The following is a 19,216-nucleotide window of genomic DNA, read 5'->3' on the forward strand; positions in this document are numbered from 1 at the left end:
TTCATTCGTGTGAAGAAGCGCCGCCGCACGACCCCGGGGTCGGGGCTGCTGTTTCCCGTGTGTTAGAAATCATGCACAGCACAGCGTCCGTGTCTTCCCGATGCGCGGGCGCGATCCCCTTCATGAAAGAGGCACTCGGAACATGACGTCCGCATTCACCCGGCGCTCTCGCGTCCTGCTCGCCACGGCCGGATTCTCCGCCGCGGCCCTCGTCCTCGCCGGCTGCTCCGGCGGATCCGGCGACCCGCTCGCCGAGGACGGCGAGTCCGGCGGATCCATCGTCGTCGGCACGACCGACAAGGTCCTCTCGCTCGACCCCGCCGGCTCCTACGACAACGGCTCGTTCGCGGTGCAGAACCAGGTCTACCCGTTCCTCTTCAACAGCCCCTACGGCAGCCCCGACGTCGAGCCCGACCTCGCCGTCTCCGGCGAGTACACCTCGCCGAACGAGTTCACGGTCGAGCTCAAGCCCGACCTCACGTTCGCCAACGGCCACGCGCTCACCGCGAGCGACGTCAAGTTCACGTTCGACCGCGTCGCGGCAATCGCCGCCAACGGCGCCGACAACGGCAACGGCCCGTCGTCGCTCCTCGCGAACGTGGAGAGCGTCCAGGCCCCCGACGACACGACCGTCGTCTTCACGCTGAAGACCGCGAACGACCAGACGTTCGAGCAGGTGCTCTCGAGCCCCGCCGGCCCCATCGTCGACGAGGAGGTCTTCCCGGCCGACGCGCTCGCCGACCCGGCCGACATCGTCGCGGCGAACGCCTTCGCGGGCCAGTACGTCATCACCGACTTCGACCTCAACCAGCTCGTCGCCTACGCGCCGAACGCCGACTACCAGGGCGTCCTCCCGAAGGCCGAGAACGGCGGCGTGACCGCGCGCTACTACGCCGACGAGACCACGATGAAGCTCGCCGTGCAGAACGGCGAGATCGACGTCGCGGGCCGCTCGCTCGGCGCGACCGACATCGCGGACCTCAAGACGGACGACTCCGTCCAGGTCATCGAGGGACCCGGTGGCGAGATCCGCTACATCACGTTCAACCTGAACACGCAGCCCTTCGGCAAGACCACCGCCGAGGCCGACGAGGCCAAGGCCCTCGCCGTCCGCCAGGCCGCGGCCGACCTCGTCGACCGCGAGGAGCTGTCGACCGAGGTCTACAACAGCACCTACACGCCGCTCTACTCCTACGTGGCCGACGGCCTCTCCGGCGCCAACGAGGCGCTCAAGGGCGTCTACGGCGACGGGGACGGCGGACCGGACGCGGACAAGGCCGCGAAGGCCCTGGCCGACGCCGGCGTGCAGACGCCCGTCGCGCTGCAGCTCCAGTTCAACCCGGACCACTACGGCGCCGGCTCGGACGACGAGTACGCGCTCATCAAGCAGCAGCTCGAGGCGACCGGCCTGTTCCAGGTCAACCTGCAGTCCACGATCTGGGACCAGTACAGCAAGGCCCGCGTCAACGACGAGTACCCGGCGTACCAGCTCGGCTGGTTCCCCGACTACTCGGACGCGGACAACTACCTGACGCCGTTCTTCTCCCCGCAGTCCTTCGTGAAGAACCACTACGACAACCCCACCGTGACGGACCTCATCACGCAGCAGCTGTCGGAGGCCGACACCACGGCGCGCGCCGAGCTCATCGGCGAGATCCAGGACGAGGTCGCCGCCGACCTGCCGACCCTGCCCCTGCTCCAGGGCTCGCAGGTCGCGGTGGCCGGCAAGGACGTGTCGGGCGTGACGCTCGACGCCTCGTTCAAGTTCCGCTACGCGCCGATCACCAAGGGCTAGCAGGCCCGACGGAGGCGGTCTCCTAGACTCGCCTCCTCCACGGATGGGGCGTCCCGCTGCGGCGGGACGCCCCATCCCTGTGCCCCGCGGTGGCATCCCCACCCGACGCCCGACCCGCACGACGACCCGAAAGGCACTCCTGCCGTGACCGTCATCCCGGACGCCGTACCCGCGTCCGCGCCCCCCGGGGCGCAGCAGCCCAAGGCCCGGAAGCAGGGGATCGGGCTCGGCCAGTACATCCTCATCCGCGCCGTGCTCATCATCCCGACCGTGTTCATCCTCGTGACGCTGGTGTTCTTCCTCATGCGCATCGTCGGCGACCCGATCTCCGCCGCCGTCGGCGACCGGCTCACCCCCGAGCAGCTCCAGGAGCGCCTCGCGACCGCCGGGTTCGACCGGCCGATCATCGTGCAGTACCTCGAGTACCTCGGCCAGATCGCCACCGGCAACTTCGGCCGCTCGCTCACCGACAACCGGCTCATCAGCGAGGTGCTGCTGCAGTACGGGTCGGCCACGCTCGAGCTGGTCGTCTACTCGCTCATCGTCGCGTTCCTCATCGGCATCCCGCTCGGCCTCGTCGCCGCGTACTTCAAGGACCGCACGCCCGACGCCGTGCTCCGGATCCTCGCGATCCTCGCCTACGCCACGCCCGTCTTCTTCGCCGGCCTCCTCCTGAAGCTCGTCTTCTCGGTGTGGCTCGGGATCCTCCCGCTGTCCGGCCGCGCCGACACGCGCGTCGAGGTCGCCCTCGGGCGGCTGGAGAACCCGACCGGCATCTACCTGATCGACGCGCTCCGCCTCGGCAGCCCCACGGCCGTCAGCGACGTCCTCGAGCACGCGGTCCTCCCGGCGCTCGCGCTGGGCCTCCTGACCGCCGGCATCTTCCTGCGGCTCGTGCGCACGAACGTCATCTCGACGCTCGGCACCGAGTACGTGGACGCGGCGCGCTCGCGCGGCGTCGGCGAGTTCCGGCTCACCACCCGGCACGCGCTGAAGCCCGCGCTCATCCCGATCATCACGGTCGTGGGCCTGCAGATCGCCGTCATGCTCGGCGGCGCCGTGCTCACGGAGACCACGTTCGAGTGGCGGGGCCTCGGCTTCCAGCTCGCGCAGTACCTGGCGGCGCGCGACTTCGTCGCCGTGCAGGGAATCGTGGCGCTCCTGGCCGTGATCGTGGCCGTGACCAACTTCATCGTCGACGTCGTCGCGGCGCTCATCGACCCGCGAGTGAGGTACTGACATGACCGACACCACCACCGCTCCCGCGCCCCCGGCGCGCCGCACCCTCCTCCAGCGCCTGCCGCTCGTCTCGCACGTGCGCCAGAGCGTGGGCCTCCAGCGCGGCATGCTCGTCGCCGGGATGCTCATCACGGGCGCGTTCATCCTGCTCGCGGCGCTCGCGCCGGTCATCGCCCCGTTCGGTTTCGCGCAGGGCCGCGACGACAGCGGCTCCTTCCCGCGCCAGTCCGCACCCGACGGCACCCACATCTGGGGCACCACGGTCGGCGGCTACGACGTGTTCTCCCGCGTCGTCTGGGGCACGCAGACCGCGCTGTCCGTCGTGGTGATCGCCGTGGTCCTCTCGCTGTTCGTCGGCGTGCTGCTCGGCGTCGTCTCGGGCTACCTCGGCGGCTGGCTCGACCGGATCCTCGTCGTCATCGCCGACGCCATCTACCCGTTCCCGACGCTGCTGCTCGCCATCGTGGTGAGCATCGTGCTGAACGGCGGGCAGTCGAGCCTGTGGGGCGGCATCCTGTCGGCGGCCGTCAGCATCACGGTCGTCTACATCCCGCAGTACTTCCGCGTGATCCGCGCCGAGGTCGTGCGGCTGAAGGCGGAGGCGTTCGTCGAGAGCGCCAAGGTCATCGGGTCGTCGACGCCGCGGATCATGTTCGTGCACGTGCTGCGGAACTCCACGCGCACGCTGCCGCTGATCCTCACGCTCAACGCGTCCGAGGCCATCCTCACGCTCGCCGGGCTCGGGTTCCTCGGCTTCGGCATCTCGCCGACGTCCGCGGCCGAGTGGGGCTACGACCTCAACCGCGCGCTCGCGGACACCGCGAGCGGCGTCTGGTGGACGGGCGTCTTCCCCGGCGTCGCCATCGTCATGCTCGTCCTCGGGCTCACGCTCGTGGGCGAGAGCGTCAACGACATCTCCGACCCCAAGCTCCGCGCCCGCAAGCGCGCCTCGACGAAGAAGAAGGTGGCCGCATGAGCGACGTCGTCTCCATCCGCGACCTCGGGGTGACCTTCGCGACCGACGGCGGCGACGTCCGCGCGGTCGACGGCGTCTCCCTCACGGTGTCGCCCGGCGAGATCCTCGCCATCGTGGGGGAGTCGGGGTCGGGCAAGTCCGTCACCGCCCGCACGATCCTCGGCCTCCTGCCCGACACGGCCGTCACCGACGGCGCCGTGCTCCTCAGCGACCGCACCGGCCAGGGCGCGGTCGACGTGCTCTCGATCTCCGCCGACCGGCTGCGCCAGGCGCGCGGCCGCGACGTGGCGATGGTGTTCCAGGAGCCGTCCACGGCGCTCAACCCCGTGCACACGGTGGGCTGGCAGATCGTCGAGGGCCTCCGCGCCCACGGCCGCGTCTCCAAGAAGGAGGGCCGCGCGAAGGCCATCGACATCCTCCGCCGCGTGGGCATCCCGGATCCCGAGACGCGCGTCGACCACTACCCGCACCAGTTCTCGGGCGGCCAGAAGCAGCGCGTCGTCATCGCGATGGCGCTCGTGCTGGACCCCGGCCTCATCGTCGCCGACGAGCCGACCACCGCGCTCGACGTCACGGTGCAGGCGGAGATCCTCGACCTGCTGCGCCGCTGCCGCGACGAGTTCGGCGCGGCCGTGATCCTCATCACGCACAACATGGGCGTGGTGGCCGACCTCGCCGACCGCGTGGCGGTCATGTACCGCTCGCGGCTCGTGGAGCAGGCCGACGTCGCCACGCTCTTCGCGTCGCCGAAGGAGGAGTACACGCGGAACCTGCTGGCCTCCGTGCCGAAGCTCGGCGAGGGCGTCGCCGCCACCGTCGAGCGCGCGGCCGTGCGCTCGCGCGCCCGCACCGCGTCGGGCACCGAGGCGGTTCCGGTCGTCGAGGCGCGCGGGCTCGAGATCGAGTACCCGGGCCGCCTGGGGAGCCCCGCGTTCCGCGCCGTGAAGGGCGTCGACCTGCGCATCGAGGCGGGCGAGGTCCTCGGGCTGGTGGGGGAGTCGGGCTCCGGCAAGACCACCATCGGGCGCGCCATCGCGGGCCTCACCAACGTGACCGGCGGATCCCTCCAGGTCCTCGGCACCGAGATGCTCGGCGTGCGCGAGCGCGACTTCCGGAAGCTCCGCGCCGACATCGGCTTCGTGTTCCAGGACCCGGCGACGAGCTTCAACCCGCGCCTCACGATCGCCGAGTGCGTGGCCGAGCCGCTCATCGTGCACGGCCGGGCGAGGACCCCGCAGGCCGCGCGCGGGCGCGTCGACGAGCTCATGGAGGCGGTGCAGCTGCCGAAGGCCTTCGGCGACCGCTACCCGCACGAGCTCTCGGGCGGGCAGCGCCAGCGCGCGAGCCTCGCCCGCGGCCTCGCGCTCGAGCCGTCGCTGCTCGTCGCGGACGAGCCGACGAGCGCGCTCGACGTGTCCGTGCAGGCGCGCGTGCTGGAGCTCTTCGCCGAGCTGCAGCGCGAGCTCGGGTTCGCGGCGCTGTTCATCAGCCACGACCTCGCGGTCGTCGACCTGCTGGCCGACCGGATCGCCGTGCTCTACCGCGGCGAGCTGGTCGAGGAGGGCACGGGCGCCGAGGTGCTCGGGAACCCGCAGCACCCGTACACGCAGCGGCTGCTCGCGTCGCTGCCCGTGCCCGACCCGGGCGAGCAGGCCGAGCGCCGCGCCCGGCTGCACGCGCTCCGGGCCGCCGAGCGGCCCGCCGGCTAGGCGGCTCCGAGCGGGGCCCGCCCGACCCCGGGCATGATGGGTCGGAACCCGCATCCGTCGTGCGGCAGGCGTCGCCTGCCGCACGACCACGCCGAGGACGGAGCAGCGCATGACGCACACCCCCCGAGACGCCGACGCGGACGGCGGATCCGCCGGGCCCGTGCTCGACGCCCGCGATCTGCGTCTCGCCTATCCCGCGCGGCGCGGGGCGGAGACGCCGCCGGCCGTCGACGGGATCACGCTGCGGATCCAGCCGGGCGAGGTGCTCGGCGTCGTGGGCGCGAGCGGATCCGGCAAGTCGTCCCTCGCGCGCGTGCTCGCGGGCCTCGTCCCGTCCGGCGACGAGGGCGCGGCCGTCCCCCGGATCACGGGTGGCGACGCCTCCGTGCTCGGCCAGGGCCTCCGCCGCATGGGCCGCCGTGCCCGCACCCGCACCACCTACGGCATCGGCTACGTGCCGCAGGACGCCGGCACCACGCTGCACCCGCAGCTCACGGCGAGCGAGGCCATCGCCGAGCCGATCTTCTCCCGCGACCGACGCTTCGACAGCCAGGTGGCCGCGCGCCGCGTCGTCACGCTCCTGACCGCGCTCGACCTGCCGCCCGGGACGCAGGACAGGTACCCGCACGAGCTCTCCAGCGGCCAGCGCCAGCGCGTCGCCCTCGCCCGGGCGCTCGTGCTCGGCCCGCGCCTCCTCATCGCCGACGAGCCGACCTCGGGCGTGGACGTGATGAGCCGCGTCGCCGTGCTCGACCTGCTCCGCGACCTCCAGTCCCGCGGCGGCTTCTCCGCGCTCGTGGTGAGCCACGACCTCGCGGTCGTCGAGCGCCTCACCGACCGCCTCGCCGTGCTGCACCGCGGCAAGCTGGTCGGCCACGGCGCCGTCGACGACGTGCTGGCGGATCCGACCCACCCCTACGTGCAGGGGCTCGCCCAGTCGCGCACCGCGGCCGAGCCCCCTCGCGAACACGACGCCGATCACGCGGAGGGCGACCCGCCCGTCGTGCTGCGATCCGCCGAACCGCCCGCCCGCGTCCCGCATCCCCGGAGGCCCCTCGCATGACCGACACGAACCGCTCAGCCCCCGCTCCCCGCCGCGTCCACCGCGCGGTCGACGGGGCCACGCCCCACCGCCTCACGGGCGACGCGCGACCCGTGCCCGGCCCCATCGCCATGCTCCCGCGCACGGAGGACGCCTACCTCGAGGCCGTCCGCGACGCGGGCGGAGAGGTCGCCGAGCTGTCGGAGGAGACGCGCGGCATCGTCTGGCTCTCCATCCGCCGCGCGGCGGAGCTCACCGACACGCTCGCCGCCAACCCGCAGGTGCAGTGGGTGCAGCTGCCGTTCGCGGGCGTCGACGCCTTCGCCGACACGCTCCGGGAGTGCGACCGACCCGACCTCGTCTGGACGAGCGCGAAGGGCGCCTACTCCGAGCCCGTCGCCGAGCACGCGCTCGCGCTGACCCTCGCGACGCTGCGGCAGCTGCCGGAGCGCGCGCGGGCGACCTCCTGGGGATCGTCGGCGGGCCTCTCGCTCTACCGCTCCGAGGTCGTCGTGGTCGGCGCCGGCGGCATCGCGCTGGAGTACATCCGGCTGCTCGCCCCGTTCGACTGCACCGTGACGGTCGTGCGCCGCAGCGGCGACCCGGTGGAGGGCGCCGACCGCACCGTCACCGCCGACCGGCTCGACGAGGTGCTCGCGGACGCCGACGTCGTGATGCTCGCCGCGGCCAGCACCGACGACACCGCGGGCCTCATCGGCGCGGCGCAGCTGGCGGCGATGAAGGACACGGCCGTCCTCGTGAACATCGCCCGCGGCGCGCTCGTCGATCCCGACGCCCTGCTCGACGCGCTCCGCTCCGGCGGGATCCACGGCGCGGGCCTCGACGTCACGTCGCCCGAGCCGCTGCCCGACGGCCACCCGCTGTTCTCCGAGCCGCGCTGCATCGTGACGCCGCACACGGCCGACACCCCGGACATGGTGCGGCCGCTGCTCGCCGAGCGGATCCGCCTCAACACGGAAGGCTTCCTCCGCACCGGCGACTTCGTCGGCATCGTCGAGCCGTCCTCCGGGTACTGACCGGCGGCGTGCCCGTAGGGTGAGCGGGGTGATGACGCCCGAGGAAGCCGCCATGCCCGAGGTCTCGATGTGGGCGGGCGGCTACACCGCCGACGCCGGCGGCTCGGGCATCGGCATCACGGGCCTCGCGGTCGATCCCATCACGGGCGAGATGGCGGTCGTCGGCACCGCCGTGGAGACTCCCTCGCCCTCGTTCCTCCTCGCGCACGGCGACATGGTCTACGCGGTGGGCGAGGCCGCCGACCGCGTCGAGGCGTTCCGCCGCGCACCCGGAGGCTCGCTGCAGTGGGCGGGCGGGCAGCCGAGCGGGGGATCCGGCCCCTGCCACCTGCACGTGGTCGACGGCCTGCTCCTCACGTCGCACTACGGCGACGGCATCGTCGCCGTCCACCCGATCGCGCACGACGGCACGCTCGGCGAGGCCGTGCAGCTCCTCGCCGCGGAGGGCTCCGGCCCCCGCCCGCAGCAGGACGGGCCGCACGCGCACAGCACGCTCCACGTCGGCGGCGGGACGGTCCTCAGCGCCGACCTCGGCACCGACGCCGTCCACGTCCACGCGCTCCGCGACGGCCGGCTCGACCGCATCGGCGCGCTCGCCCTCCCGCCCGGCACGGGTCCCCGGCACATGGCCCTCCTGTCGTCCGGCCGCGTGCTCCTCGTCGGCGAGCTCGACGGGACCCTGCACGCGCTCGAGGGGACCGGCACGGACTGGCGCGTCATCGCGTCCACGTCGTGCGCGGCCGTGCCCGACGCCCGCGACTCCGCCGCCGAGGTCCGCGTCTCCGCCGACGAGCGGCTCGCCTACGTCGGCCTCCGCGGCTCCGAGCGGATCGCGGTGGTCGGCATCGCCGCCGACGGCGCGCTCGCGCCCGTGGCCGCGTTCGACTGCGGCGGCGAGACGCCCCGGCACCACGTGGTGGTCGAGGACCGGCTGCACGTGGCGAACCAGGGATCCGGCACGGTCGCGTCCTTCCGGCTGGATCCGGCGACCGGGCTGCCCACCGCGGGGCCGGTCGTGATCGCGGTGCCGAGCCCCACCTACCTGCTGCCGGCCGACTAGCGCACGGCGCCCGCCTCAGCGCAGCAGCAGGGGAGCGGCCTCGCGGATCTCCTCCTCGACGCCGAGGCCGCGCCAGCCCGCGGCGGTGAAGGCGCGCCCGCCGACGCCGTTGCGGTCCATCAGGGCGAAGCCGACCGCGCGGACCCCCGAGTAGGCGATGAGCACGGGGCGCGCGGGATCCGACACGAGCGCCACCACGCGACCGCGGCGGGACTCGAGGAGCGGCAGCGTGTCCGACGGCGGGTCGCCGGGGCGGGCGGCGACCGCGTCGTCGACCGGATCGGCGCCCGCGTGGCCCGCCTCGTCCGCGTCGGGATCCGCCGGTCCGGCCGCGCGCTCCCGCCGGTCCTCCTCGAGCAGCGCCCACAGCCGGTCCGCGTCGTGGGGTCGCGCCTGCACGACCTGGAACATGCCCATGCGCCGACGCTACCTGTGGACAGCGCGTCCGCCGAGGATGCGGGCCGCCCTATCTTCTCTCCCGTATTGAGAATGGTTCTCGATACTAGAGAGAGAGGATGACGACATGATCGACGTCTCCATCACCAGGATCGCCGGCGACGACGTGCTGAGCGCGCCGCAGGGACCGGGCACGAACGCCCTCGTCCACAACCCGTTCGCCGTCGAGGCGATCGCCGGCGACGACGTGCTCAGCGCGCCGCAGGGACCGGGCACGAACGCCCTCGTCCACAACCCCTTCGCTCTCCAGGACTAGGAGAGGGAAGCCGGCCGGCGCGCACCCGCGCGCCGGCCGGGACGACGTCCGCCCGCATCCGCCGCCCGGCCCGCGCCGCCGCCACCGATCGTGAGACCGCATGCTCCGCCTCGCCCCGCACCACCGCCTCTACCGCGTCGCCGTCGACGAGTGGCGGCACGTCACCCCCGCGCTCGAGTTCCACCGCGTGAGCGGACCCGACGGGATCGTCGCCGACGTGGCGGCGCGCCTCGCGGCGTACGGGGTGGCGGATCCGCACGACCCGGCGGAGGACGGCGCGGGCGCGGACGACCCCGGCGCGCCCCTCGTGCGCCTGCTGCGGGATCGCGGCGCCCTGACCGCCTCCCGCGACGACGTGCCGTGGCCCCTCCCCGGCACCGGTCCCGTCGCGATCCGGGGCACCGGGCCGGTCGCCGGGACCCTGCGCGCGCTGCTCGGCGACCGCGCCCTCGGCATCGCCCCGGACGACGCCGTCCCCGCGACCGCCTGCGCCCTCGTCTCGGTCGCGCCCGAGCAGCCCGACGCCCGCTGGAGCGCCCTCGGCCCCGAGCTCGCCCGCACCGGGCTTCCCTGGCACCGCGTGCACCAGGAGGGCGAGCTCCTCGTCGTCGGGCCGCTGCAGGCCCCGGGCGGATCCGGTGCCGTCACGTACGCCGACTACCGCGGACGCCGACGCGCCGCCCACCGCGTGGTCGAGGAGCTCGACCGGCTCTGGCGCGAGGCCGACGCGCGCGCCGCCGCGGGGGTGGCCCCGCCGGACGCCTGGCACGGGATCGACGCCGGTGTCGCCGCCCTCGCCGCGGGGATCGTGATCCACGAGCTGGCGGAGCACCTCGCCCGCGCCTCCGGCACCGGCGACGGGGCGGACGCACCCGGCGTCCGGTACGAGCACACGATCGTGGTCGCGACCGGCCTCGTCGAGCGCCATCCCGTGCTGCCGCTGCCCGTCGACCTCGCCGGCCCACCCGCACCCGCCGGCCCGCCCGCATCCGGCGCCCCGTCGGCATCGACTGACGCGATCCCACCGGCCGACGCGACGGGCGCGGGCGCACGGTGAGCGGGGACGACCGGTACGGCGTCCCGCTCCGCGCATCCGACGGTTCGGCGCTCGTCCTCGACGCCCACGTGCCCGCCGCGGCCGGACCCGGGGCGCGCGTGCCGTGCGTCGTCACGCGCACCGCGTACGGGCGCTCCCGCCACCTCGCCGAGGGCCGTGCCTGGCGCGAGCGCGGGCTCGCCTACGTCGTGCAGGACGTCCGCGGCCGCCACGACTCCGACGGCACGTGGGCGCCGTACCGCGGAGAACGGGCCGACGGCGCGGCGCTCGTCGACTGGATCACCGCGCAGCCGTGGAGCGACGGCCGCGTCGTCGCGTACGGCGGCTCCTACTCCGGCTTCACCGCGTGGGCCATGGCGGTCGAGCGACCGGAGGCCGTCCGCGCGGTCGTCTCGCTCGGCCCCTCCATGTCGCTCGCGCGCACCAAGTTCGGCGGCGGCGGGATCCTGCGCCTCGCCGAGCACGCGTCCTGGTGGCTCGAGCGCGGCGACGCCCGCACGAGCCGCGACGGCCTCGCGGCGCAGGTGTTCCGCGAGCGGCCCGGGCTCCTCCGGCACCTGCCCGTCGTGGACCTCCCGCGGGAGACGGGCGCGCACCTGCCCTCCTGGCGCGGCATCGTGGAGGACGGGGCGGGCGCGCGGACGGGGGAGGAGATCACGCGGGCCGAGCTCGCCGCCCTGACCGCCGCGACGCTGCACGTCGGCGGCTGGCACGACCTGCTCCTGCCGGAGACGCTCGAGCACCACGGCGTCGCCGGATCCGCCGTGCCCGGTACGCCCGCGCACCTCCTCGTGGGTCCCTGGGAGCACGACCTCGTCGGCAGCTCGTCCGGCCGCGTGGGCGACCTCGACCACGGCGGGGACGCCGTCGTCCCGTGGGGCCGGATGCTCGTCGACTGGATCAGCGACGCCCTCGACGGCGCGCTCCCGCCTCGGCGCGCCCGGGTGCACGTGCGCGGATCCGGCTGGGAGGACCACGGCGACTGGCCGCCGCCGCACACCCCGACGCGCGTCGCCTGGGCGTCGGGCGGCGAGCTCGCGTTCGTGCACGACCCGCGGGATCCGCGGCCCTCCCGGCACCCCGGCGTCGACCGGCGCGCGCTCGCGTCCCGGCCCGACGCCGTGCGCGCACGGACCCTCCCGCTCGACGGCCCGCTCCGGCTGACCGGCGACGTGTCCGTCGAGCTCACCAGCGGATCCGACGCGCCCGGCACCGACTGGATCGCCCGGCTCCTCGCCCGCGACCCCGACGGCGCCGAGCAGGAGCTCGTCGTGGGGGAGACGACCGTCACCGGACCGCACGAGGGGGTGCGGACGGCGATCGCGCTCGGTCCCGTCGCGGTCCTGCTCCCCGCCGGCACCGTGCTCGTGCTGGAGCTCGCGGGCGCCGACGCCCCGCGGCTCGCCCGGAACCTCGGCGGGCCGCCGGGGGAGCGGTGCACGTCCGCGATCGAGACGCCCGTGCGGCAGCGCGTGATCCTCGATGCGACGATGCGGCTCGTGCTGGTGCTGCCGATCGCGGCGGGGACGGCCCCGACGCCGGACGGCGCGCACGCGGGCGCCGAGCCGGCCGGCGCCACGGGCACCAGTACCGGTACCGGCACGGGAGCCGCCTCGTGAGCATCGACGACCTCGTCGACGCCCGCACGGGCCTCATCACCTCGCTCGCGCGGCAGCCCGCGGATCCGCGCCTGCCGTTCGCCTGGGTCGGCCACGGCGCCACGGTCTCCCGGGCCGACCGGTTCGCGCCGTGGCGGGCCGACGGGTTCGGCTTCGGCGCGTCCGCGGGCGACCCGGTCCCCGCGCGGCTCGCGGCCTGCGGGGAGGCGGTGGAGCGCTACTGCGGCAACGCCGTGCCCGAGGACCTCGTCCGCGGATCGCACGCGTCGCTCACGGCCGGCGGCGCCCGCGCGCTGAATCCCGAGGAGCTCGCCCTCTACTCGCCCCGGCAGCACGCCGCGCCCGGCTTCCCGTTCCGTCCGTTCACGCGGCACGACGAGGTGCTCTGGGCGCGAGGCGTCGACCTGCACGACGGCGGCCCGGTCCTCGTGCCCGCCTCCCTCGCGTGGCTCGACTTCGTGCACGGCTCCCGCGCCGGGGAGGTGCCGCGCCACTCGCTCGCCTACTCGGGCATCGCCGCGGGCGCGGACCGGGGCATGGCCGTGCGGAACGCGCTCGAGGAGCTGTGGGAGCGCGACGCCTGCGCGATCTGGTGGGCGAGCGGCGCCTCGACGCGCGCGCTCGACGACGGCGGCCGGGTCGCGGGGGCGCTCGGCTGGGCGGAGGATCCGACGACCCCGCCCGTGCGCGTGCGCCTCCTGGAGATCCCGTCGGAGTCGCCCGCGCCCGTCGTCGCCGCGTTCCTCGAGGAGGAGCACGAGAACGGATCCCGAATGGTCGCGTTCGGCAGCGCGTGCCGGAGCGCACCCGAGCACGCGGCGACCAAGGCGCTCGTGGAGGCGCTCGGCCTGCTGCAGCTCACCCGGCAGCTCGTGGATCCCGCGAGCGAGGTGTGGCGGGCGGTCCGCGCGGGCGGGATCGAGGAGCACGTGTTCCTGCCGTACCGCGCCGACCGGCGCTACCTCGACGACGCCGGGCCCGGCTACGCGCGCCTCACCGACCTGCCGCCCGTCGCGCAGCTGCACCTCGACCCGCGGATGAACGGATCCCACCTCGACCGGCTGCGGCCCGCCGCGTCCGCGCCCCTCGACGCCCTGCCGCGGATCACGGCGGACGACCCGCTCCCGAGGCACCTCGACGCGCTCGCGCGGCAGGGCCTCCGCGCCGTCTCCGTCGACCTGACGACGCCCGACGTCCGGCTCGCCGGGCTCGAGGTCGTGCGCGTGGTCGTGCCGGGGCTCGTGGGGAACGGGCCGCCCGCGTACCCGCTGCGCGGATCCGCCCGCTACCTCGAGGTGCCCCGGCGGCTCGGCCTCGACCGCATCCCGGCGAGCGCCGACGACCTCGTCCCCGACCCGATCCCCCTGGCATGAGAGGCCCGATGGACCCCGCACCCGCACCCCCGCGCGACCTCGCGCCCGCCGACCTCGTCGACGCGCGCACGGGCGTCGTCCGCCGCGTCGAGCCGCGCGCGACCCCCGCGCACTTCCCGCCCGCCTTCCGGCTCGCCCACGCGGTGCTCGCCGACTCGTCCGCCTTCTGCGCGTGGGCGTCGGACGCGTCGGGCGCGGGGCACGCCTTCGCGGATCCGGACGCCGTGCTCGGCGCCGCCGTGGGCGAGGCCGTCGAGCGCTACTGCGGCAACCTCGTCCCCGCGGGGCTCCTGCGCGACTCCGCACGTCGTCTCCGCGCGGGGGCACGCGCCGTGCTGGATCCCGCCGCCCTCGCCCTGTACTCCGCCGCGCAGCACGCGAGCGGCTGGCTGCCGGTCGCCGTGCTGGACGACGACGCGGTCGTCGACTGGACGGAGGCCGCGCGCCTCGGGACCGGGGACCGGATCCTCGTCCCCGCGTCGCTGGTCTGGGTCTCGCACGCGCTCCTCGTGCCGCCCGCGGTGCACCCGATCATGCAGGCCGGTCTCGCCACGGGCCGCTCCGCGGAGGAGGCGCTCTGGGGCGGGCTCGGCGAGGTGATCGAGCGCGACGCGATGACGCGCGCGTGGACGGACGGCCGGGGCGTCGTCGAGCTCGACGTGCCGCGCGCGCTCGTCGACCTCGCGCGAGGCCCGGCCGACGCGCTCTCCTGCCGCTGGTTCCTGTTCCCGCACGTATCCGGCCTCCCGGTCATCGGCGCGCTCCTCCAGGACGCCCGCACCGGGTACCTCACGCTCGGGATGGCGTCAGGCGGCGTGCCGACGCGCGCCGCCCGCAAGGCGCTGGGGGAGGCCCTGCAGCTGCAGCTCTTCCAGGCCGACCTCGACGATCCGGACGGGCCCTACATGGCCGCCGCGCGCGATCCGCGCAGCCCGCTGAAGCCGTGGCGCGCCGACCGCGCCTACCGTCTGGCGTACCGGCCTGACCTCTCCGACGTCGTCGACTACGGCTGCCACCTGCAGCTGCATCTCGACCCCGTGATCCAGCGCGCCTTCCACGAGGAGCTCGCGCGGTCGATCACCGGCCGCCTGCCGCTCGCGGACGTGACCGACCGGTGGGACGGGCCCGACCGCGTGGCCGAGCTGGTCGACGCGCTGCGGGAGACGGGGCGCGAGGTGCTCGCGGTCGACGTGACGCTGCCGGAGATCCGCCGCACGGGACTGCACGTGACGCGCGTTATCGTCCCGGGCCTCCGCTCGAACGCGCCGCACGCGCTGCCGTTCCTCGGCGGGCCGGATCCCGCGCCGCCCGCGCCGCCGCGGCCCGTGCCGCTCCCGCACTGAGCGGGCCGCCCGCCGCCCGCCGCCTGCCGCCTGCCTCCCGCCGCCTGCCCACCCGATCCACCCGCCCCCCACCCGAGAGCCCCATGGAACCGACCACAGCCCCCGCCCGCGCGGCCGCGCCACCCGCGGCGATCCCCGCCCCGCCCCCGCCGCCCCGCGCGCGTCTCGTCCGGCGCCTCCTCGTCCCCGCCCTCGTCCTCGCCGCGCCGCTCGTGGTGGCGCTCGCCATGGGCATCGGCTCGGTGACGGTCTCGCCCCTGCACGTCGCGCAGGTGGTGCTGCACCACGCCCTCGGCACGGACGCCGGCGGGATCGACCCCATCGACGACCAGATCGTGTGGGAGTACCGGGCGCCGCGCGTGCTGCTCGCGCTCGTCACGGGCGCGGCGCTCGCCCTGGCCGGGACCGTGCTGCAGACGCTCATCCGCAACCCGCTCGCGGATCCCTTCGTGCTCGGCATCGCGTCCGGCGCGTCGCTCGGCGCGGTGGCGGCGCTCGTCGTCGGCGCGTCCGCGGCCGGGTTCCTCGCGACGCTGGGCGTCACGGGCGCGGCCTTCGCGGGCGCCATCGCGACCCTCGCGCTCGTGCTGGCGCTCGGGCGGCGCGGCGGGCGCGTGGATCCGGCGCGCCTGGTGCTCGTCGGCGTCTCGATCTCGTCGCTCCTGCAGGCGCTCACCAGCTGGCTGCAGCTGCAGGCGTCGCCCGACCAGATCGCGGGCGTGCTGTTCTGGCTGCTCGGCAGCGTGTCCGGCGCCACGTGGGCATCGCTCGCGCTGCCGGCCGCGGCGCTCGCGATCGGGCTCGTCGGCCTCCTCGCCGGCGGCCGCACCCTGGACGCGCTCCTCCTCGGCGACGACCGCGCCGCGTCCCTCGGCGTCGACCTCTCCCGGTCCCGCACGATCCTCTTCGCCGTCTCCGCGCTGCTCACCGCGGCCGCCGTGTCGGTCGCGGGCGGCGTCGGCTTCGTCGGGCTCATCGCGCCGCACCTCGTGCGCCTCGTCGTGGGGCCCGCGCACCGGCGCCTCCTGCCGCTCGCCGCGCTCGTGGGCGGGCTGTTCCTCGTGCTCGCCGACCTCGCGGGGCGCACGCTCACCGCCCCGCGCGAGCTGCCGCTGTCGATCGTGACCGCGCTCGTCGGCGTCCCGGTCTTCCTGACGGTCCTGCTCCGCGCCGACGACGGGCGGACCCGATGAGGCTCTCCCTCGAGGACGTCGCGGTCCGCATCGGCCGCGCGATGCCCGTGACCGGGGCGACGCTCGAGGCCCGCGACGGCGAGCTGGTCGGGCTCGTCGGGCCGAACGGCAGCGGCAAGTCCACGCTCCTCAAGGCCCTGTACCGGGCCCTGCCCGTCGCGCACGGGACCGTCCTCCTGGGCGACGACGACCTCCGCGGCATGCGGCCCCGCGACTCCGCCCGCATCGTCGCCGCGCTCACGCAGGACCACGGCGACGATGGCGCGCTCGACGTGCGCGCCGTCGTCGCCACCGGGCTCACGCCGCACAAGGGCGCGCTCGACCGCGACACGGACGACGACCGCGCGCTCGTCGACGCCTGCCTCGCGCGCACGGGCGCCGCGCATCTCGCCGACCGCGCCGTCCGCTCGCTGTCGGGCGGCGAGCGGCAACGCGTCATGCTCGCGGCCGCCCTCGCGCAGCGCCCCCGGATCCTCGTGCTCGACGAGCCCACCAACCACCTCGACGTCGCGACCCAGCTGGAGCTCCTCGACCTCGTGCGCGGGCTCGGCGTCACGGTCGTCGTCGCCCTGCACGACCTCAACCTCGCGGCCGCGTACTGCGACCGGATCCACGTCGTGCACCACGGCCGCATCGTCGCCGGCGGCACACCCGACGAGGTGCTCCGCCCGGGGATCCTCCGCGACGTCTTCGGCGTCGACGTGCACCTGGGCGAGCACCCGGTCACGGGTCGCCGCCACCTCTTCTTCAGCACGCCCCCCACGACCCCCACCCAGGACGGACGACCATGACCCCCCGCACCCCCGCACGCCGCCGCGCGACCCGGACCGCCGCCCTCCTCGCCGGCGCCGCGACCGCCGCCCTGCTCCTCGCCGGCTGCGCGACCGCCCCGGCCGACGGCGGCACCGCGCCCACCGCCACCGCCGGCGGCCCCGTCTCCGTCGACTCCTGCGACCGCGCCCTCGCGTTCCCGACGGGACCGCAGCGGATCGTCTCGCTGTGGCCCGCGGTCACCGAGATGCTGCTCCAGCTGGGCGCGGGCGACCGCATCGTCGGCCAGGCGTTCACCGACCAGTCGCCGCCGCTCGACCGCTACCGGGACGCCTACGACCGCGTGCCCGTCCTCGCGACCGGCGCCGTCGACCGCGAGACGCTGCTCGCCGCGCACCCCGACCTCATCGTCGCCGACGGCGAGTACCACTTCGACGGCACCGAGCTGCCCACCATCGACGACCTGGCCGCCCTCGGGATCCGCGTCTACGTCATCAGCTCGTTCTGCCACGGCCAGGTCACCACCGGGCACGTCGACGACGCGGCCACCGACCTGCAGGCGCTCGGCACGCTCCTCGGGGCGGAGGACGCCGCGGACAGCGCCGTCGCCGACGAGCGCGCGCAGCTCGCCGCGGTGGACGCGCACGTGCAGGGCCGGGATCCGGTCGACCTCGCCGTGCTGCAGATCTTCGACGGATCCGTGTACGCCGACGCCCGCGGCCTCTACAGCGACGTCGTCGCCCGCGCCGGCGGCCGGAACATGTACGAGGACGCCCTCCCCGCCGACCAGTACTACGCCGAGGTGAGCGTCGAAGACGTGGCGAGGCGGGATCCCGGCACGATCGTGTACCTCTACTCGACGGATGCCGAGCGCGACAGCGTGCGCGCCGACCTCGAGGCGCGGCTGCCGGGCGTGCGCGCCGTGCGCGACGGCCGCCTGCTCGCGCTGCCCTCAACCGACTTCATCGGATCCCGCGCGCTCGACGGGGTCGTCGCCCTCGACGCGCTGCTCCATGGCTGACCCGACGACGCCGACCCGGACCGCGCGCGCGTTCGACCGCTACGTCCTCTCGCGCGGCGTCTCCTGGGCGGGCAACGCGCTCACCGCGGTCGCGCTCCCGGTGCTCGTCTACACGACCACGGGCGACGCCGCGCTGCTCGGCCTCGTCGCGATGATGGAGGCGCTGCCGTACCTCGTGCTCGCCCTCCCCGTGGGCGCGCTCGTCGACGGCTGGGACGCCCGGCGCACGATGCTCGTCACCACCTGGCTGAGCGCCGCGGCGACCGCGTCCGTCCCGCTCGCGGCGCTCCTCGGGACACCGCATCCGGCGCTCCTCGTCGGCGTCGCGGCGGCCGTCTCCTCGCTGTTCGTCTTCTTCGACGCCGCGAGCTTCTCGGCCGTGCCCGCCCTCGTGGGCAGCGACCGCGTGGGGGCCGCGACCACGCGCATGACGACCGTCTACACGGTGATCGGCATCGCCGGTCCGCTCGCGGGCGCCGCCGCGGTCGCGGGGCTGGGGCCGTCCGCCGTCCTCGCGCTGGACGCCGCGAGCTACGCGGCCGCAGCCCTCCTCCTGAGCCGCGTCACCTGGACCTCCTCCCCGCGGCCGTCGGCCCGGGCCCGGCGGCGCATCGGCCGGGAGATCCTCGAGGGGCTCCAGCACATCCGCCGGGCGCCGCTCGTGCGCGACCTCACGCTCGTGGGCGCGGGCAGCAGCCTGACCGGGGGAGCGGTCACGGGCACGCTCGTCGTGATGATCGCCCGCGGCCTCGAGGAGCCGGCCGACGGACCCGCGCTCGGGATCCTCGCCGCGGCCGCCGCCTGCGGCACCCTCCTCGCGTCGCGCGCGCTCGGTCCGATCCAGCGCCGCGTCGGCGTCGGCGCGATCACGATCGGCGGGCTCGCGCTCCAGACCGCGCTCACGGCGGCGTGGGCAGCCGTCGGATCCGTCCTCGTCGCCGTGCTCGTCCTCGCCGCCTGGCAGGCCGCGACGTCGACCGTCTCGCTCTCCGGGATCGTCGTCCGCCAGACCGTCACGCCCGCCCACCTGCAGGGCCGCGTCAACACGACCGCGCGCATGATCGCGTGGGGCGGGCAGCCGATCGGGGCGGGGCTCGGCGGCGTGCTCGCCGCCTCCACGGGCGTCCGCACCGCGATCCTCGTCACGGGCCTCGGAGCCCTCGCCGGGCTCGTGGGAGCGGCGGCGTCCGGCCTGCGCCGGGCACCGCGCCTCGCCGACCTGCGCGTGCCCGACGCCGGGGACGCGCCCGTCGCGAGCTAGGTGAGCGG

At 75.4% G+C, this 19,216-nt stretch carries 17 protein-coding genes; 16 read left to right on the forward strand and 1 reads right to left on the reverse strand.

All coding sequences use genetic code 11. The features are described from left to right. Window positions 1–142 precede the first annotated feature (142 nt). From BFL37_RS01435 to BFL37_RS01465, 7 genes are all read left to right on the forward strand, one after another. On the forward strand, window positions 143–1,795 hold the full coding sequence (locus BFL37_RS01435) for an ABC transporter substrate-binding protein (protein WP_086513404.1): 1,653 nt from the start codon (window positions 143–145) through the stop codon (window positions 1,793–1,795). A 144-nt stretch (window positions 1,796–1,939) separates the two neighbouring features. Further along, window positions 1,940–3,034: an ABC transporter permease gene (locus BFL37_RS01440; RefSeq protein ID WP_086513405.1), complete on the forward strand. Its 1,095-nt coding sequence runs from the start codon at window positions 1,940–1,942 to the stop codon at window positions 3,032–3,034. A 1-nt stretch (window position 3,035) separates the two neighbouring features. Then, on the forward strand, window positions 3,036–4,010 hold the full coding sequence (locus tag BFL37_RS01445; protein WP_086513406.1) for an ABC transporter permease: 975 nt from the start codon (window positions 3,036–3,038) through the stop codon (window positions 4,008–4,010). Beyond that, a complete protein-coding gene (locus tag BFL37_RS01450; protein WP_086513407.1) occupies window positions 4,007–5,719 on the forward strand; it encodes a dipeptide ABC transporter ATP-binding protein in 1,713 nt (570 codons plus the stop codon). Before BFL37_RS01445 ends, BFL37_RS01450 begins: the two co-directional genes overlap by 4 nt. Before the next feature lie 109 nt (window positions 5,720–5,828). Then, window positions 5,829–6,782 (forward strand): ABC transporter ATP-binding protein, encoded by a 954-nt coding sequence (locus BFL37_RS01455; protein WP_086513408.1) that lies wholly within the window; start codon window positions 5,829–5,831, stop codon window positions 6,780–6,782. A 110-nt stretch (window positions 6,783–6,892) separates the two neighbouring features. Next, window positions 6,893–7,798, forward strand: a complete 906-nt coding sequence (locus BFL37_RS01460; protein WP_086513602.1) for a D-isomer specific 2-hydroxyacid dehydrogenase family protein — start codon at window positions 6,893–6,895, stop codon at window positions 7,796–7,798. A 31-nt stretch (window positions 7,799–7,829) separates the two neighbouring features. After that, the gene (locus BFL37_RS01465; RefSeq protein WP_172403709.1) at window positions 7,830–8,858 is read left to right on the forward strand and encodes a lactonase family protein; all 1,029 of its coding nucleotides are present in this window, start codon (window positions 7,830–7,832) and stop codon (window positions 8,856–8,858) included. A 15-nt stretch (window positions 8,859–8,873) separates the two neighbouring features. On the opposite strand, the gene BFL37_RS01470 is transcribed toward BFL37_RS01465, so the two are convergent. Next, window positions 8,874–9,275, reverse strand: coding sequence for a hypothetical protein (locus BFL37_RS01470; protein ID WP_086513410.1), 402 nt, complete (start codon window positions 9,273–9,275; stop codon window positions 8,874–8,876). 106 nt (window positions 9,276–9,381) lie between these two features. On the opposite strand from BFL37_RS01470, the gene BFL37_RS01475 reads away from it, so the two are divergent. From BFL37_RS01475 to BFL37_RS01515, 9 genes are all read left to right on the forward strand, one after another. Continuing rightward, on the forward strand, window positions 9,382–9,570 hold the full coding sequence (locus BFL37_RS01475; protein WP_043669115.1) for a streptamidine-related RiPP repeat protein: 189 nt from the start codon (window positions 9,382–9,384) through the stop codon (window positions 9,568–9,570). Between the two features lie 100 nt (window positions 9,571–9,670). Then, entirely contained in the window at window positions 9,671–10,627 is a 957-nt protein-coding gene (locus BFL37_RS01480; RefSeq protein ID WP_086513411.1) for a hypothetical protein, read from the forward strand. Continuing rightward, window positions 10,624–12,246 carry a CocE/NonD family hydrolase gene (locus BFL37_RS01485; RefSeq protein WP_086513412.1) on the forward strand — a complete coding sequence of 541 codons (1,623 nt, stop codon included), beginning with the start codon at window positions 10,624–10,626 and terminating at the stop codon, window positions 12,244–12,246. The genes BFL37_RS01480 and BFL37_RS01485 overlap by 4 nt, the downstream gene beginning before the upstream one ends. Further along, on the forward strand, window positions 12,243–13,619 hold the full coding sequence (locus tag BFL37_RS01490) for a YcaO-like family protein (RefSeq protein ID WP_172403710.1): 1,377 nt from the start codon (window positions 12,243–12,245) through the stop codon (window positions 13,617–13,619). Before BFL37_RS01485 ends, BFL37_RS01490 begins: the two co-directional genes overlap by 4 nt. Before the next feature lie 8 nt (window positions 13,620–13,627). Then, window positions 13,628–14,962: a YcaO-like family protein gene (locus BFL37_RS01495; RefSeq protein ID WP_172403711.1), complete on the forward strand. Its 1,335-nt coding sequence runs from the start codon at window positions 13,628–13,630 to the stop codon at window positions 14,960–14,962. Between the two features lie 83 nt (window positions 14,963–15,045). Further along, on the forward strand, window positions 15,046–16,155 hold the full coding sequence (locus tag BFL37_RS01500) for a FecCD family ABC transporter permease (RefSeq protein ID WP_206601263.1): 1,110 nt from the start codon (window positions 15,046–15,048) through the stop codon (window positions 16,153–16,155). Continuing rightward, a complete protein-coding gene (locus BFL37_RS01505; protein ID WP_086513415.1) occupies window positions 16,152–16,946 on the forward strand; it encodes an ABC transporter ATP-binding protein in 795 nt (264 codons plus the stop codon). Before BFL37_RS01500 ends, BFL37_RS01505 begins: the two co-directional genes overlap by 4 nt. Next, the gene (locus BFL37_RS01510; RefSeq protein ID WP_086513416.1) at window positions 16,943–17,947 is read left to right on the forward strand and encodes an ABC transporter substrate-binding protein; all 1,005 of its coding nucleotides are present in this window, start codon (window positions 16,943–16,945) and stop codon (window positions 17,945–17,947) included. The genes BFL37_RS01505 and BFL37_RS01510 overlap by 4 nt, the downstream gene beginning before the upstream one ends. Next, complete coding sequence (locus BFL37_RS01515; protein WP_172403712.1) at window positions 17,940–19,208, forward strand: MFS transporter; 1,269 nt, start codon at window positions 17,940–17,942, stop codon at window positions 19,206–19,208. The genes BFL37_RS01510 and BFL37_RS01515 overlap by 8 nt, the downstream gene beginning before the upstream one ends. The last annotated feature ends 8 nt before the right edge of the window (window positions 19,209–19,216 follow it).

The sequence above is a fragment of the Clavibacter michiganensis genome (assembly GCF_002151125.1).
GTDB classification, from domain to species: domain Bacteria; phylum Actinomycetota; class Actinomycetes; order Actinomycetales; family Microbacteriaceae; genus Clavibacter; species Clavibacter michiganensis_C.

Excerpts from the sequence above, each read along its gene's own strand:
- BFL37_RS01435 (WP_086513404.1), top strand. The coding sequence starts at position 143 with ATGACGTCCGCATTCACCCGGCGCTCTCGCGTCCTGCTCGCCACGGCC.
- BFL37_RS01445 (WP_086513406.1), top strand. The coding sequence starts at position 3,036 with ATGACCGACACCACCACCGCTCCCGCGCCCCCGGCGCGCCGCACCCTC.
- BFL37_RS01450 (WP_086513407.1), top strand. The coding sequence starts at position 4,007 with ATGAGCGACGTCGTCTCCATCCGCGACCTCGGGGTGACCTTCGCGACC.
- BFL37_RS01455 (WP_086513408.1), top strand. The coding sequence starts at position 5,829 with ATGACGCACACCCCCCGAGACGCCGACGCGGACGGCGGATCCGCCGGG.
- BFL37_RS01460 (WP_086513602.1), top strand. The coding sequence starts at position 6,893 with ATGCTCCCGCGCACGGAGGACGCCTACCTCGAGGCCGTCCGCGACGCG.
- BFL37_RS01465 (WP_172403709.1), top strand. The coding sequence starts at position 7,830 with ATGACGCCCGAGGAAGCCGCCATGCCCGAGGTCTCGATGTGGGCGGGC.
- BFL37_RS01470 (WP_086513410.1), bottom strand. The coding sequence starts at position 9,275 with ATGGGCATGTTCCAGGTCGTGCAGGCGCGACCCCACGACGCGGACCGG.
- BFL37_RS01475 (WP_043669115.1), top strand. The coding sequence starts at position 9,382 with ATGATCGACGTCTCCATCACCAGGATCGCCGGCGACGACGTGCTGAGC.
- BFL37_RS01480 (WP_086513411.1), top strand. The coding sequence starts at position 9,671 with ATGCTCCGCCTCGCCCCGCACCACCGCCTCTACCGCGTCGCCGTCGAC.
- BFL37_RS01495 (WP_172403711.1), top strand. The coding sequence starts at position 13,628 with ATGGACCCCGCACCCGCACCCCCGCGCGACCTCGCGCCCGCCGACCTC.
- BFL37_RS01500 (WP_206601263.1), top strand. The coding sequence starts at position 15,046 with ATGGAACCGACCACAGCCCCCGCCCGCGCGGCCGCGCCACCCGCGGCG.
- BFL37_RS01505 (WP_086513415.1), top strand. The coding sequence starts at position 16,152 with ATGAGGCTCTCCCTCGAGGACGTCGCGGTCCGCATCGGCCGCGCGATG.
- BFL37_RS01510 (WP_086513416.1), top strand. The coding sequence starts at position 16,943 with ATGACCCCCCGCACCCCCGCACGCCGCCGCGCGACCCGGACCGCCGCC.
- BFL37_RS01515 (WP_172403712.1), top strand. The coding sequence starts at position 17,940 with ATGGCTGACCCGACGACGCCGACCCGGACCGCGCGCGCGTTCGACCGC.